Below are 15232 nucleotides of genomic sequence, written 5' to 3' on the forward strand. Positions count from 1 at the left end.
AATGTAGCACGAGATATCTGAATGAATCACGTGACCACAGGAGTGTGCCGGACTGGGCGCCCTCTCCCGTCCCAAGCTCAGACTCAGGATGCACGCCGTCCTCACACACCACCCGATAAGGCCCTATGCTTTTTGTCATCATACGAGCACACTCTCAGGAGATCATCACGGCGATCGCCGGGACAAGGACAGGTCCATGACAACAGCACGCCTCAGTCGAAAACCCTTTTACGTACACATTGCCACCCTCTTCATTCTGCTCTTCTCCCTGCTGGGAGGGGCCCTCATCGTGCTGCAGTTCCAGCAGGGCATGCGGCAGGGGCTGGAGCACGAACGACAGAGCTTCCAGCACTACCGGGAGCAGCTGGCGCTCGCCTTCAAGCTGAACCAGCGCCCGGCGCACATGTCACTGAGCCTCCTGCGCAGCGGCCAGCTGGCCGCCATGACCCGCCTGGAGGAGCGGCTCGCCTATCTGCCCCAACTGGCCGAAGTGCTGGCAAACAGCGCCAGCTATGGCGCCATCTATGCCGGTTACGAGAACGGCGACTTCTTCCTGGTGCGCAAGCTGACCGAGCGGGCAAAGGGGGCGCTGGACAACCCGCCGCCCGAGAGCCGCCTGCTGGTCCAGAGCCTGAGCCAGGGCCGGGGGGAGTTTCTCTATTTTGACCAGCGGCAGCGGCTGCTGGAGCGGCGTCCCATGCCGGACTACCGTTTCGATCCCCGCGACCGTGGCTGGTACAAGCAGGCACGCTGGAGCACCGGCATCATAGTGACCCATCCCTATCTCTTCTTCACCACCCGGGAGCCGGGCATGACGCTGGCGGTGGAGAGCGACGATCGCCGGGCGGTGATCGGGCTGGACGCCGGCGTGGAGGAGCTCTCCTCCCTCATCGGTGAGCTGCCTCTTCCCAGCCACAGCCAGCTGGTGCTGTTCGACGAGGCCGGCACCCTGTTGGCAACGGATCCCGAGCGGTTGCCCAGCTTCGACCAGCTGAGCCGCCTGCCCATGCTGTCGGCGCTCCAGCACCCGATCCTCGCCAAGCTGCAACAGGAGATGGCCACCCAGCCCACCCTGCTGCACCAGCCCGCCGAGCTGACGCTGAACGATGGCAATGGCTCCGACTGGCTCGTCAACCTCTCGGCCCTCGGGGAGGGATCTCCCTTCTACCTCGCCCTGCTGGTGCCGGCGGAGGTGCTGACCGCGCCGGCCCGTCAGGATGCCCTGCGCAACCTGGCCTGGGCATGTGCCGGCTTGCTCCTGCTGCTGCCCGTCATCTGGCTGGCGGCGCGGCGCACGGCCACCCCCCTGCTGGCACTGACCCAGGAGGCCGAGCGGATCCAGCATTTCGACTTCGGCGAGAGCGAGGGCCCGGACTCGGCGATCCGGGAGATAGACGACCTGGCCCGCGCCATGTCCAGCATGCGCCTGACCCTGGGCAACTTCATGAACATGGGGCGGGCGCTGACGGCTGAACACCGCTTCGACTCCCTGCTCAACCGCATCCTGCAAGAGACGGTGGCGGCGGCCCAGGCAGAAGGGGGTTGTCTCTACCTGGCGAAGGAGAAACAGATGCAGGCCGTGCAGGCCATCTGGCAGTCGCAGCCGCTGGCCTGTGAACGGGTGCACTGGCAGACGGCGCTGCTCGGCGGACTCTACCACACGGATCGCCTCAGCCTGCCCCTCGATGAGGAGCAGTGGTCCCGTTACCTCGCCGACTGGGGTCCCTTCCCCGGCCCACGCCAACTGCTGGCCGAGCCCCTGTACAACCATCGCCAGGAGCTGATCGGCTGCCTGTTGCTGGTGCTGCCGGACTGTGCCCCCCGGGAGCTGGCATCGCGCATCAGCCTCATCGAGGCGCTGGCCGGCATGTCGGCCTCCGCCATCGAAAACCAGCGCCTGCTGGAGGAGCAGAAGCAGCTGCTGGAGGCCTTCATCGAACTGATCGCGGGGGCCATCGACGCCAAGAGCCCCTATACCGGCGGCCACTGCCAGCGCGTGCCCGAGCTGGCCCGGATGCTGACACAGGCCGCCTGCGACCAGCAGCAAGGCCCCTTCAAGGACTTTCGCCTCGACGACGAGGAGTGGGAGGCCATCCATATCGCGAGCTGGCTGCACGACTGCGGCAAGGTCACCACCCCGGAGTTCGTGGTGGACAAGGCCACCAAGCTGGAGACCATCTACGACAGGATCCACGAGATCCGCACCCGCTTCGAGGTGCTCAAGCGCGACGCCCATATCGACGCGCTGGCGGCCCGGCTGCCGGCCTCGGAGCGGCAGGCGGCCGAGGAGGAGGCCGGCCCGCGCTGGCACGCCCTGGACGAGGAGTTCGCCTTCGTCGCCGAATGCAATCTGGGTGGGGAGTGGATGGCACCGGAGAAGCTGGAGCGACTCGCCACCATCGCCAACCGCACCTGGCTGCGCACCCTGGACGATCGCCTCGGCATCAGCCAGGAGGAGCTCAGGCGCCACCCCGGCCCCTCCCCCCTGCCCTGCCGCGAGACGCTGCTCGCCGACAAGCCGGTTCACCTGATCCCCCGCCCCGCCCAGGACAACCTCGCCCGCCACAACCCCTGGGGCTTCAAGGTGCGGGTGCCCGCCCACCTCTACAACAGGGGCGAGCACTACAATCTCGCCATCGGCCGAGGTACGCTCACCGAGGAGGAGCGCTACAAGATCAACGAGCACATCATCCAGACCATCCGCATGCTGGAGCGGCTCCCCTTCCCCCAGCACCTTCGCAAGGTGCCGGAGATAGCGGGAGGCCATCACGAGCGGATGGATGGCACCGGTTATCCGCGCCAGTTGCAGGGGGGGCAGATGAGCATCCCCGCTCGCATCATGGCCATCGCCGACATCTTCGAGGCGCTGACTGCGAGCGACCGCCCCTACAAGTCGGGCAAGACGGTCTCCCAGTCCCTGGCCATCATGCAGAAGATGGTGCAGGAGCATCACATAGACCCGGCCCTGTTTGCCCTCTTCATCGAGAGCGGCATCTGGCGGGACTATGCGAAGCGCTTCCTCGCCCCCCAGCAGCTGGACGAGGCGGCCTGTCAGGCCCTGCTGGCGGAGGCGCACTGAGCCGCCCCTGCCCGCATAAGCCCATAAAAAAACGGTCAACCCAGGTTGACCGTTTTTCGTGTGGGGCCGCCTCTTAGAACAGCAGGTGGGCGACGCCGGCGATCACCGGCAGGGTGATCAGGGTGCGCAGCAGGAAGATGACGAACAGCTCCCACAGCTTGACCGGGATCTTGCTGCCCAGCAGCAGGGCTCCCACTTCCGACATATAGATAAGCTGGGTGACCGACATGGCGGCGATCACGAAGCGGGTGATGTCGCTCTCTATGGTGGACGCCAGCACCGCCGGGATGAACATGTCGGCGAAGCCCACCATGATGGTCTTGGACGCGGCTTCTGCCTCCGGCAGTTGCAGCAGTTCCAGCAAGGGAACAAACGGCGCCCCCAGCCAGTTGAAGATGGGGGTATGCTCCGCCAGCATCAGGGCACAGGTGCCGATCGCCATCACCACAGGCAGCACGCCGAACACCATGTCCAGGGCATTCTTCACCCCTTCCCGCGCCACGGCGCCCATGTCGGTCATGCTGTCGGCCTTGGCCAGGGCGCGCTGATAGCCATAGCTCAGCACGCTGTGCTGGTGGGGGATCGCCTCCTGCTTGCGGCACAGCGGGGTGCCGTCGCTGTAGACATCCTTCTTCCAGGAGAGCGGCGGCAGGCGCGGTACCACGATGGCCGCCACCACGCCGGCCAGGCAGACGGTGAGGTAGAAGGGCACGAACATGTGCTCCAGCTTCACCTGGGAGATCACCACCAGGCAGAAGGTGATGGAGACCGCGGAGAAGGTGGTGCCGATGACGGCGGCTTCCCGCTGGGTATAGAACTTGCCTTCATACTGCTTGCTGGTGAGCAGGATGCCGACGCTGCCGTCCCCGAGCCAGGAGGCGAAGCAGTCCACCGCGGAACGCCCCGGCAGGCGGAACACAGGGCGCATGATGCGGGTCATCATGGTGCCGACGAACTCCAGCAGGCCGAAGTCCAGCAGCAGCGGCAGCAGCAGGCCGGCGAAGATGAACACCGAGAACAGCACGGGCAGCAGGTCGTGCAGCACCAGGCCACCGGTCGCCCCGGAGCGCAACGCCTCGGGACCGGCCTCGAAGAAGGTCAGCAAGACGAAGATGCCCCCCAGCACCCGCACGCAGGCCCAGAAGGGGGAGACGTTGAACAGGCTGTTGAGGAAGGGGCGCCTCACCAGGATCGCCGGCTTGAACAGCCAGGCGACCAGGGTCATCAGCATGGTGGTGGTGATGATGGCGCTGACCATGGCGACCAGGTGGTCGGCAAACACCGTCTGCACCAGCTTCGCCAGCACGGCCACGGGGATGGTGACATTGCCGTCATAGATGACCGGGGTCATGAACAGCAGGATCCCGATGAGCGACGGGATCAAAAACATCAGCACGTTGCGGCGAGTACGGATCGCCGGTGCCTCCAGGGTCTTTTCCAACATGATAGACAACCTTAAATGTGACTTTTCCTTCAGCCAGGCCACCTGCATATCCATGCCCTCACCCGGCAAACGGGCGCAAGAATAACGCAAAAAACTGCACAAACAAGCTTTTAATACATTATTTCAAGCATAAATATTTTATCAGGTGAACCATCCATAAGAACAAACCAAAACAGTCATGCATATCAATTCATTTTTGATGGTTAGCATAATGTTTCATACAGGTTAAGTTCAGGTGCGCAGTATAATGGGTTGCGGCTGGCAGGCAATAAATGACATGAGAAATATATCTATAGGGTGATCCCGTCGATCCTCCCATAAAAAAACCGGAGCCTGTCAGGGCTCCGGTCTTGTCACGAGAGAGAGGCTCAGTCGCGGACGTAGATCACTTCGACCCCGTCGTCGTCCTCATCGTCCCAGTCATCGTCATCCAGGCTGTCATCAAAGGCCTTTGAAGCCGCCAGGGCGTCGGCTTCCGCCTTGGCCAGCTGGTTCTTGTGGTAGTCGTCCCACTTGAACTCCACCTTCTCGATGGCCTCCCTGGCATCCTCCGCCAGCTGACGGGGCATGGTGTCCAGCAGATCCAGGATGTCGTAGCACACCTTCTTGGTGCCTTCCTTGCTGATGGCGGTGATGGCGTAGACAGGGCCTTCGTGGTTCAGGGCGGTCTTGACGCGCTCCATCACCTCGCCCGCCTCTTCCTCCAGGATGAGATCCATCTTGTTGAACACCAGCCAGCGCGGCTTGCCCGCCAGCTCGGGGCTGTATTTCTCCAGCTCCCGGACTATGGTGACGGCGTTCTCAGCAGGATCGGAGCCATCCACCGGGCAGATGTCCACCAGGTGGATCAGCACGCGGCAGCGCTCCAGGTGCTTGAGGAAGCGGATCCCGAGGCCGGCGCCTTCGGCGGCCCCCTCGATCAGACCCGGAATGTCGGCGATGACGAAGGAGCGGGAGTTCTCGCCACGCACCACGCCGAGGTTTGGCACTAGCGTGGTGAAGGGGTAGTCGGCCACTTTCGGACGGGCCGCGGAAACGGCGCGGATAAAGGTGGACTTGCCCGCATTGGGCAGGCCCAGCATGCCGACGTCCGCCAGCAGCAGCAGTTCCAGCCTCAGGGTGCGCACTTCACCCGGAGTGCCATTGCTCTTCTGGCGCGGCGCCCGGTTGACCGAGCTCTTGAAGCGGGTGTTGCCAAGGCCGTGGAAGCCGCCCTTGGCGACCAGCAGCTTCTGATCATGGCTGGTCAGATCCCCCAGCAGCTCGCCGGTATCCTCGTCGGTGGCGCGGGTCCCCACAGGCACGCGCAGGATCTTGTCCTTGCCGCGACGGCCGGTACAGTTGGCGCTCTGGCCATTCTCGCCCCGCTCGGCGGCGTGGAAACGCTCGAAGCGGTAGTCGATCAGGGTGTTCAGGTTTTCATCGGCAACCAGATAGACGTCACCGCCGTCACCGCCGTCACCGCCATCCGGGCCACCGTTCGGGATGTACTTCTCGCGGCGGAAGCTCACACAACCGTTACCACCGTCACCGGCATCGACTCGAATCTGGACTTCATCAACAAACTTCATAGGTAACCGTCACCTTAATTCGAAAAACCGATACGCAATTATAGTGATACGGGCCCCTTCGGGCGAGGCGCATCTGGCCGATGAGGCCCGTCTGCGCCGGCTCATCCGCGTGCCGTTTTTTCGTCAAACTCATCAGAAAAACAAAAGCCCCGCCAGGTTGGCGGGGCTTCGGATCCTTGCGGTCCGTAATTACTCAGCAACGATGCTGACGTACTTACGATTCTGCGGACCTTTAACTTCGAACTGCACTTTACCGTTCGCGGTAGCGAACAGAGTGTGGTCCTTGCCCAGACCAACGTTCTCACCAGCGTGGAACTTGGTGCCGCGCTGACGAACGATGATGCTGCCAGCCAGAACTGTTTCGCCGCCGAAACGCTTCACGCCCAGGCGTTTAGCTTCAGAATCGCGACCGTTGCGGGATGAACCGCCAGCTTTTTTGTGTGCCATCTATCGGACTCCTCTAATTAAGCGCTGATGCCAGTGATTTTGACTTCAGTGAACCACTGACGGTGGCCCGCTTGCTTACGGTGGTGCTTACGACGACGGAACTTGACGATAGTCACTTTCTCGCCACGACCATGAGCCACAACTTCAGCTACAACCTTGCCACCTTCAACGAAAGGAGCACCTACTTTGAAAGTGTCGCCTGCAGCAACCATCAGCACTTCGTTGAAGTCGATGGTAGCGCCAGTCTCAACGTTCAGCTTTTCCAGACGAACGATTTGACCTTCGGCCACACGGTGTTGTTTTCCGCCGCTTTGGAATACCGCGTACATTTGATTAACTCCGTAAAGGCGTGTCTTTTGCTCAAGGCCAGACACGCGCAAAAACCTATAACAATGGGCGGGCATTCTACGCAGAACGATTTGCCGAGGCAAGGCCAATTTAGCAAAAAGTTTATTTTGTGCGCATATCTGCCGCCGTGAATAAACGCCTAACTGTAACCCATTGTGAAATCGTGTAGAATCCCCGCCATTGCTAAAAACGCAGTAAATGCTGCCGTCACGTTACGAGACTTATGGACCAACAGACTATCCGTGCGCTCTGTGCCGCCGACATGACGGCGGTCAATGAACTGATCCTGGCGAGGCTCCAGTCCGATGTCAGCCTGATCAACCAGCTGGGTTTCTATATTGTCAGTGCCGGCGGCAAACGGATGCGCCCCATGCTGACCGTGATGGCCGCCCGCGCCCTGGGCTACGAGGGTGAAGACCACCTGAAACTGGCCGCCATCATCGAATTCATCCACACTTCCACCCTGCTGCACGATGACGTGGTCGACGAGTCCGACCTGCGCCGCGGCCGGGAGACCGCCAACGCCCTGTTTGGCAACGCCGCCAGCGTCTTGGTGGGCGACTACCTCTATAGCCGCTCCTTCCAGATGATGAGCGAGCTCTCCAATCTGAAGGTGATGGAGATCCTGTCGGATGCCACCAACACCATCGCCGAAGGGGAAGTGCTGCAGTTGATGAACTGCAACGATCCGGACACCACGGAAGAGAGCTATATGACGGTCATCTACTGCAAGACCGCCAAGCTGTTCGAGGCAGCCACCCGCCTCGCCGCCGTGCTGACCCATCAGCCCGCCCCCATCGAACAGGCCATGACCGACTACGGCAAGTATCTCGGCACCGCCTTCCAGATCATCGACGACGTCATGGACTACTGCTCCCAGAGCGACGAGATGGGCAAGAACGTGGGCGACGATCTGGCCGAAGGCAAGCCGACCCTGCCGCTGCTGCGCGCCATGGAAGTGGGCACCCCGGAAGAGCGCCAGCTGGTGCGCGACGCCATTGAGCACCGCAACGGCATGGATCACCTGGAGCGCATCCTGGCCATCCTTGATCGCACCGGCGCCCTGGAGTACTCCCGCGAGCGGGCCCGGGAAGAGGCCGACAAGGCCATCGCCGCCCTCGCCATCCTGCCGGATTCGCAGCACAAGCAGGCCCTGGCCACTCTGGCCCACATGGCGGTACAGCGCAGCGCCTGAGTCGTGTTGCGCATCCATGAAAAAAGAGGCCATTGGCCTCTTTTTTCATGCTCTATCGTCGGGGCGGCTAGTGGCCCAGCGCCCAGAGGATGACGGCCCCCGCCACCACCAGACAGCCGCCGATGCGGCGCAACTGTTCAGGCGGCTGATCGCTCAGCAGCCGCAGCATCTGCTGCCAGGCCTTAGGCGCCAGCAAGGGGCCAAGCCCTTCGAACAACAGCAACAAGCCCAGACCCATCAGGATGGATGTCAGCATCCCTCCTCCTCATGAAATAGCCTCACCATGGAAAAGGGCCTGAATGCTCAGGCCCTTTGCGATCACCACTCGGTGCTTACTGCTTGTCACCGTGCGGCGACTTGAGGTAGCGGAAGAACTCGCTGTCCGGCTTCAACACCATGAGGTCGTTGCCACCGGCGAAGCTCTTGCGATAGGCCTCCATGCTGCGCACGAAGCTGAAGAACTCCGGGTCCTTCTTGTAGCTGTCGGCGTAAATCCTGGCGGCCTCGGCATCCCCTTCACCGCGCAGCTGGCGGGCGTTGCTCTCGGCATCCGCGATCATGACGGTCACCTTGCGGTCGATGTCGGCGCGCAGTATCTCGGCCTGCTCGCGGCCCTGTGAACGGTGTTCACGGGCGACTGCGGTCCGCTCGGCCCGCATCCGCTGATAAATGGAGCTGGAGACTTCCACCGGCAGGTTGATCTGCTTGATGCGCACATCCACCACCTTGATGCCGAGCTCGGAGGAGCGCGCCATCTTCATCAGGGCATCTTCCATCACGGTACTGCGCTCGCCGGAGACGATGTCCTTGATGGTGCGGTTACCGATCTCGGAACGCAGACCGTTGTTGATCTTGCGCTTGAGCAGGTCTTCGGCCTGGATCTTGTTGCCACCGCCGGTCGCCAGGTAGTACTTGGAGAAGTCCTCGATCTTCCACTTCACGTAGGAGTCGATGATGAGGTCTTTCTTCTCGGAAGTGACGAAGCGGTCCGCCTGGCCTTCCAGGGTCTGGATGCGGGCATCCATCTTGCGCACCTGGTCGATGAGCGGCACCTTGAAGTGCAGGCCCGGTTCATAGAGTCGCGGCTCACCGGAGTCGACCCGCTTCACCTTGCCAAACTGCACCACTATGCCTTTCTGGCCTTCATCGACGATGAAGACGGAAGAGAAGCAGACCATGGCGGCCACAGCGATGACACCAATAGCTATTTTCTTCATCTATCAGTTTCTCCCTGAGCTGAAACGGTCACCGCCACGGAGCGGGGTCGGCGTGGAGTTGGCCCCTTCGTTGGACGGCGGGGTCGGCTCGACTGCCGGGGTGCCGGCCGGACGCGCCGGTTGCACGGCATTGGCCTTGCCAGAGAGCTTGTCGAGCGGCAGATAGATCATGCTGTTGTTGCCGGCCGGCATGTCCACCACCACCTTGCTGGTCTGTTGATACAGCTCTTCCATGGTTTCCAGGTAGATACGATCACGGGTCAGCTCGGGGGCAGCCTGATACTGGGGCAGCAGCTCGTTGAAGCGGGCCACTTCACCCTGAGCCTTCAGCACGATCTGGGACTTGTAGGCTTCGGCCTCCTGCTCCAGACGCTTGACCTGGCCGCGGGCCTTCGGCTCCACTTCGCGGGCATAGGCTTCCGCTTCACGGATGAAACGCTGTTCATCTTCCTGGGCAGAGATGGCGTCATCGAAGGCGTCCTTCACCTCTTCCGGCGGACGCGCCGGCAGGAAGTTGACGTCGACGATCTGCAGGCCCATGTGATAGGGCTCGATGATGCTGTCGATCACCTGCCAAGTCTCCTGGCGCACCTTCTCACGGCCGGTGGTCAGCACGTCGTCCATCCGGGTGTGGCCCACCACGTAGCGCAGGGCGCTGTCGGTGGCCTGACTCAGGCTCTCGTCGGCGTTGGTCACGCTGAACAGGTACTGCTCGGGATCGACCACGCGATACTGCACGTCCATCTCGACCCGCACCACGTTCTCGTCCTGGGTCAGCATGAAGCCGGAGGCCGGCAGGGAACGGACGGACTCCACGTCCACCGGGATCACCCGATCGATGAAGGTCGGCTTCCAGCGCAGGCCCGGATCCACGTTGTGGGAGTACTCGCCAAAGCGCAGCACCACGCCCCGCTCGGCTTCGCGAATGGTGTAGAAGCCGCTGACGACCCACACCACCACGGCCACCACCAGCGCGATGGAGAGGCCAAATTTGCCCACGTCACCACCACCGGATTTGCCGCCACCGAGCAGGCCGCCGAAACGACGGCTCACCTTGCGCAGCATCTCGTCCAGATCAGGGGGCCCCTGATTCTTGCCGTTGTTCCCCCAGGGGTCACGGTCTTTGCCATTGTTACCAGGCTCATTCCAAGCCATCAGCGTCTCCATTAATACATGCGGATGGATATCATCTCTATCGGGCCACAGAGGGGCGATGAAATCAGCAAACCATTTATGTTCATCGACCCATCAATGCCTGATAAAGCGTTGTAAACTCTCACCTTCTTGTTTCATGAGGCGGTTCCAGTCGGCCAGTTGCAGGCGCACCTCCAAGACAAAATCCCCCTCCTCGCTGAAACCTTCCTGCTCGATGCCCTTGAGCCGATAGAGCGCACTGCGCAATCTCGCGGCCGACGGCGGCAACTGCAGGGTGTGATGGACCATGGAGCCGGCCAGCAGTTCGGTCAGGGCCTGGAACAGGCATTCGCTGCCTTCCCCGGTCTGGGCCGACAGCCAGACCCGCACCGGACGCCCTGCCTCATCCCGCTCAAGACCGGCCGGGCGATCGCTCAGCTTGTCGATCTTGTTGCAGATCATCAGCTGGGGACGGTCGTCCGCCTCGATCTCGGCCAGGACTCGCTGGACTGAGTCGATATTCTCCTGCATCTGCTCATCGGCGCAGTCCACCACGTGCAGCAGCAGGTCCGCCTCGCGGGTCTCCTGCAGCGTCGCCTTGAAGGCCGCGACCAGATCATGGGGCAAGTGCCGAATAAATCCAACTGTATCCGCCAGGATCACATCACCCACATCCTGGATCACCAATTTGCGCAGGGTGGGATCCAGGGTTGCGAACAATTGGTCGGCAGCATACACGCTGGCATCTGTAAGTTGGTTGAACAAAGTGGATTTTCCGGCGTTGGTGTAACCCACCAGGGAAACGGTCGGCACTTCGTTGCGGTTGCGGGCGCGTCGCCCCTGTTCCCGCTGCTTGGCCACCTTGTCGAGTCGGCGCAGAATCGCCTTGATGCGCTCGCGCAGCAGGCGGCGGTCGGTTTCAAGCTGGGTTTCACCCGGGCCGCGCAGACCAATCCCGCCCTTCTGTCGTTCGAGGTGGGTCCAGCCTCGCACCAGGCGAGTGGAAAGATGGCGCAACTGGGCCAGTTCGACCTGCAACTTGCCTTCGTGAGTGCGGGCGCGCTGGGCGAAGATATCGAGGATCAGGCCGGTCCTGTCCACCACCCGGCACTGGAACAGACGCTCCAGGTTGCGTTCCTGGGCGGGGGTCAGGGCATGGTTGAAGATGACCACGTCCGCATCCAGCATCTGGACCTGGGACGCGATCTCTTCCGCCTTGCCACTGCCGACAAAAAATTTGGCGCTGGGTGCGCTGCGACTGGTGGTGATCACCGCCAGCGCATTGACCCCGGCCGAGCTCACCAGCATCTTGAGCTCGTCCAGATCCTCCCGCTCCCCCTCATCGCTGAAGTTGACATGTACCAGAACGGCCTGTTCACCAGCTTCGTAACGGTCAAACAAGCGCTTGCTCCTTGACAGGTATCATGATGGATCTGAGTTGGCGAGTGGGCTCGCCGCGGGATATCACGCCTCGGCTTCACCCTGCTCTTCACCGGCGGCGCCCTGGGCGTGCTGGTGGTGGTTGACGGCACGGGCCGGCACCACGGTGGAAATGGCGTGCTTGTAGACCATCTGGCTCACGGTGTTCTTCAGCAGAATGACAAACTGGTCAAACGATTCGATCTGACCCTGCAGTTTGATGCCGTTCACCAAATAGATAGAAACAGGAATCCGCTCACGGCGCAGCGCATTCAAAAACGGGTCTTGGAGAGATTGCCCCTTAGCCATCTTTCTTTTCCTTATAGTTTGTTGTTTTTAAACACCGGATATTCAATATAACAACCTGATTATACAGGAGTGTCAAGCCGGACCAGCTCGGGCGACGACCCTTGCCAGATTGTCAGACTCACCAGATTCCAACCAGGTCACATCAGACCAACCGCGCAACCAGGTCATCTGACGCTTGGCCAACTGGCGGGTGGCAACAATGCCGCGATAGCGCATCTCATCATACTCTACTTCCCCCGCCAGGTAGTCCCACATTTGGCGGTAGCCCACACAGCGGATGGAGGGAAGATCCGGGGTGAGATCCCCCCGCTCGTACAGCGCCCTCACCTCCTGCTCGAAACCGCTCTGCAGCATCTTGTCGAAACGCTGTTCGATGCGCTGGTGCAGCACGGCGCGATCCTTCGGGGCGATGGCAAACTGTGCCACCCGGTAGGGCAGCCCCTCCCCCTGCACCCGGGTCAGCTCGGTGAGGGTCTTGCCGCTGATGCGGTACACCTCGAGCGCCCGACTGAGCCGCTGTGGGTCATTGGGGTGGATGCGGGCCCCCGCCACCGGATCGATGCGCACCAGCTCGTCGTGGAGCGCCTGCCAGCCGAGGCGGGCCGCCTCCTCCTCGATGCCGGCCCGCACGGTCGGATCGGCTGACGGCAGCGGAGAAAGTCCCTCCAGCAACGCCTTGAAGTAGAGCATGGTGCCGCCCACCAGCAGCGGAATGCGGCCGCGGTCGGCGATCTCTTTCATCTCCCGCAGCGCATCGCGGCAAAAATCCGCCGCCGAATAGCTCACGGCGGGATCCAGGATGTCGATCAGCCGGTGCGGCGCCAGGGCCAGCTCGGCGGCGCTCGGTTTGGCGGTGCCGATATCCATGCCGCGATAGATGAGCGCGGAGTCCACGCTGATGATGTCGCAGGGCAGCGCCTGGCACAGTTCGATGGCGAGATCCGTCTTGCCGGAGGCCGTGGGCCCCATCAGAAAAATTGCAGTCGGCAAGTCAGCCACGTGAAACACTCCCCTGGCACGGTCGCCCCATCGAAGGCGCACCGGCAAAAAACTGGTCAATAAATGCAAGCGACGGCGGGCTAATCCTCAATCGCCTTCGGTAAAGGCGGCCAGCACGCTCGCCAGCGACAGCGGGCGCACCAGGCGCACGTCTGCCAGTTGGTCACTGAAATCGGCAACAAGTTCCGTCAGCAGCCGGTTGGCGGTGGCAAAATCGTATATTTTATCGGCACTTATGCCTTGCTCCACCAGCCATTGGCATAGTACCCCAGCCTGCTCGCCGGCATCACTGTCAGATCCGCTCTCGATCAATTGCAGCAATTCGGGTAAGAGGCGCACCAGATCGGTCTGGCGCAGCAGGGCGGGCACCCGAGTCAGGATCATGGTGTCGCGTCCGCCGCTTTTCAACTCCAGCCCCATGCGTTTGAGCAGGCGCTCCCGCGCCTCCACCAGGGCGACGAGGTGTTTCGGCAGCTTGAAGGAGACCGGCAGCAGCAGAGGCTGGGCTGCCAGCCCCTGGCCCCAGGCGTCCAGCAACCAGTGGCGCAGCAGCAGGCGCTCCGCCCGTACCAGGGAGAGCAGCGCCAGCTGGCCGCTGCGCTCCAGCAGCAGATAGGCCTGTTCCACTAGGGTCAGGGCGCGCCACTCCCCAGAGCGTGCGGCCACGGGAGACATAGCGGGGCTCTCGGTTCCGGACAGGGGTTCCGGCGTCGCCACCTCCGGCAGGGTGGTGAGCAGGGCCCCCATGCCCCGCATCGCCGCCCGACTCGGGGGCTCGGGGGGCTGGTAGTTTCCGCCTCTGCCGCCACCGCCTTCCCGCACGGCGCCCTCGTCCCTCGTCTGGGCGGGGGGCCGGTAACTGTGCTCGGCGCCATACCACTCGGTGCGCGGCGCCTGACCGGGATAAGTGACCTCCGGGCTGCCAGGCAGCTCGACCAGGGTTTCGGCCAGCGGCTCCTCGGTGGCCGCGCCAACCCCTTCACGGCGCAGGGCGGTAAAGAGCGCCTGGAAGATGAAGTCATGGATGAGGCGCGCCTGATGGAAGCGCACCTCGTGCTTGGCGGGGTGGACGTTCACGTCCACCTGACGGGGATCCAGCTCGATGTAGAGCACATAGGCCGCGAACCGGTCGGTCGGCAGCAATTCGTCATAGGCCTGCCGGATGGCGTGGTTGATGAGCTTGTCGCGCATCATGCGGCCGTTGACATAGGTGTATTGCAGATCGTTTTGCGGCCTGGCGCCGGCGGGCGTGGCCAGCCAGCCCCAGAGCCGCACGTCGCTATGTTCGCTCGACACCGCCAGGGCGTGGTGCATGAAGGGAGAGCCGCAGACGGCGGCGAGCCGGCGCTCCTGCTCCGCCACCGTGTTCGCGGCCTTGTACTGGCGCACCACCTTGCCGTTGTGGCGCAGGATCAGGGTGACGTCGAAACGGGAGAGCGCGATGCGCCGCACCAGCTCGTCGATGTGGGCAAACTCGGTCTTTTCGCTGCGCATGAACTTGCGCCGCGCCGGGGTGTTGAAGAAGAGGTCCACCACCTCCACAGTGGTGCCCACCGGGTGGGCCGCCGGCTTGACGGTGACGCTCATCTCGCGCCCTTCCGCCTGGGCCTGCCAGGCTTCGGCCTGCTCCGCCGTGCGGGAGGTAAAGGTGAGGCGAGCCACCGAGCTGATGGAGGCGAGCGCCTCGCCGCGAAACCCCAGGCTGTTGATCCCTTCCAGATCGTCCAGGGTGGCGACCTTGGAGGTGGCGTGGCGCGACAGCGCCAGCACCAGCTCATCCCTGGCGACGCCACAGCCGTTGTCACGGATGCGGATGAGCTTGGCGCCCCCCTTGTCGATGTCGATCTCGACCCGGTCGGCCCCCGCATCCAGGCTGTTCTCCACCAGCTCCTTCACCACGGAGGAGGGCCGCTCCACCACCTCACCGGCAGCAATCTGGTTGGCCAGAATCGGCGGCAATATACGGATTGGCATCGCGTACTCCTGAAGGTTGAGGGTGTGAGGGGATGGGCTTGACACCATGAACATTCGCCGCATCCGTCCTTGCCACCGGCAGAGGGACGGGCGCGG

General features: G+C 62.6%; 13 protein-coding genes. 2 read left to right on the forward strand and 11 right to left on the reverse strand.

Features of this window, described 5'->3' with window-relative positions; translation table 11 throughout:
* Positions 1 to 196 precede the first annotated feature (196 nt).
* Positions 197 to 3079: an HD domain-containing phosphohydrolase gene (locus R2B70_RS15690; RefSeq protein ID WP_318161945.1), complete on the forward strand. Its 2883-nt coding sequence runs from the start codon at positions 197 to 199 to the stop codon at positions 3077 to 3079.
* A 73-nt stretch (positions 3080 to 3152) separates the two neighbouring features.
* Here the strand turns inward: R2B70_RS15690 and R2B70_RS15695 are convergent, their stop codons facing one another.
* The 4 genes from R2B70_RS15695 to rplU form a co-directional block, all read right to left on the reverse strand.
* The gene (locus R2B70_RS15695) at positions 3153 to 4523 is read right to left on the reverse strand and encodes a YjiH family protein (protein WP_042078336.1); all 1371 of its coding nucleotides are present in this window, start codon (positions 4521 to 4523) and stop codon (positions 3153 to 3155) included.
* A 368-nt stretch (positions 4524 to 4891) separates the two neighbouring features.
* Positions 4892 to 6094, reverse strand: a complete 1203-nt coding sequence (cgtA, locus tag R2B70_RS15700) for an Obg family GTPase CgtA (protein ID WP_209794637.1) — start codon at positions 6092 to 6094, stop codon at positions 4892 to 4894.
* 189 nt (positions 6095 to 6283) lie between these two features.
* Positions 6284 to 6541: a 50S ribosomal protein L27 gene (gene rpmA, locus R2B70_RS15705; protein ID WP_010673199.1), complete on the reverse strand. Its 258-nt coding sequence runs from the start codon at positions 6539 to 6541 to the stop codon at positions 6284 to 6286.
* Between the two features lie 17 nt (positions 6542 to 6558).
* Positions 6559 to 6870 carry a 50S ribosomal protein L21 gene (gene rplU, locus R2B70_RS15710; protein ID WP_005304210.1) on the reverse strand — a complete coding sequence of 104 codons (312 nt, stop codon included), beginning with the start codon at positions 6868 to 6870 and terminating at the stop codon, positions 6559 to 6561.
* A 242-nt stretch (positions 6871 to 7112) separates the two neighbouring features.
* Between rplU and ispB the strand changes: the two genes are divergently transcribed.
* Positions 7113 to 8084, forward strand: a complete 972-nt coding sequence (gene ispB, locus R2B70_RS15715; RefSeq protein WP_290436401.1) for an octaprenyl diphosphate synthase — start codon at positions 7113 to 7115, stop codon at positions 8082 to 8084.
* Between the two features lie 67 nt (positions 8085 to 8151).
* Here ispB and R2B70_RS15720 read toward each other — a convergent pair whose 3' ends face one another.
* From R2B70_RS15720 to mutL, 7 genes are all read right to left on the reverse strand, one after another.
* A complete protein-coding gene (locus tag R2B70_RS15720) occupies positions 8152 to 8340 on the reverse strand; it encodes a DUF2065 domain-containing protein (protein WP_209794635.1) in 189 nt (62 codons plus the stop codon).
* A gap of 76 nt (positions 8341 to 8416) precedes the next feature.
* Positions 8417 to 9301, reverse strand: coding sequence for a protease modulator HflC (hflC, locus tag R2B70_RS15725; RefSeq protein WP_025328124.1), 885 nt, complete (start codon positions 9299 to 9301; stop codon positions 8417 to 8419).
* A gap of 3 nt (positions 9302 to 9304) precedes the next feature.
* The gene (hflK, locus tag R2B70_RS15730) at positions 9305 to 10456 is read right to left on the reverse strand and encodes an FtsH protease activity modulator HflK (protein ID WP_042078329.1); all 1152 of its coding nucleotides are present in this window, start codon (positions 10454 to 10456) and stop codon (positions 9305 to 9307) included.
* A gap of 93 nt (positions 10457 to 10549) precedes the next feature.
* Complete coding sequence (gene hflX / locus R2B70_RS15735; RefSeq protein ID WP_042078327.1) at positions 10550 to 11836, reverse strand: ribosome rescue GTPase HflX; 1287 nt, start codon at positions 11834 to 11836, stop codon at positions 10550 to 10552.
* A 63-nt stretch (positions 11837 to 11899) separates the two neighbouring features.
* On the reverse strand, positions 11900 to 12163 hold the full coding sequence (hfq, locus tag R2B70_RS15740) for an RNA chaperone Hfq (RefSeq protein WP_005304228.1): 264 nt from the start codon (positions 12161 to 12163) through the stop codon (positions 11900 to 11902).
* A 72-nt stretch (positions 12164 to 12235) separates the two neighbouring features.
* Positions 12236 to 13153: a tRNA (adenosine(37)-N6)-dimethylallyltransferase MiaA gene (gene miaA / locus R2B70_RS15745; RefSeq protein ID WP_084202939.1), complete on the reverse strand. Its 918-nt coding sequence runs from the start codon at positions 13151 to 13153 to the stop codon at positions 12236 to 12238.
* A 96-nt stretch (positions 13154 to 13249) separates the two neighbouring features.
* Positions 13250 to 15136: a DNA mismatch repair endonuclease MutL gene (gene mutL, locus R2B70_RS15750; protein WP_318161946.1), complete on the reverse strand. Its 1887-nt coding sequence runs from the start codon at positions 15134 to 15136 to the stop codon at positions 13250 to 13252.
* Positions 15137 to 15232: the final 96 nt, after the last annotated feature.

It is taken from the genome of Aeromonas sp. XH, from assembly GCF_033348475.1.
Classification (GTDB): Bacteria; Pseudomonadota; Gammaproteobacteria; order Enterobacterales; family Aeromonadaceae; genus Aeromonas; species Aeromonas sanarellii.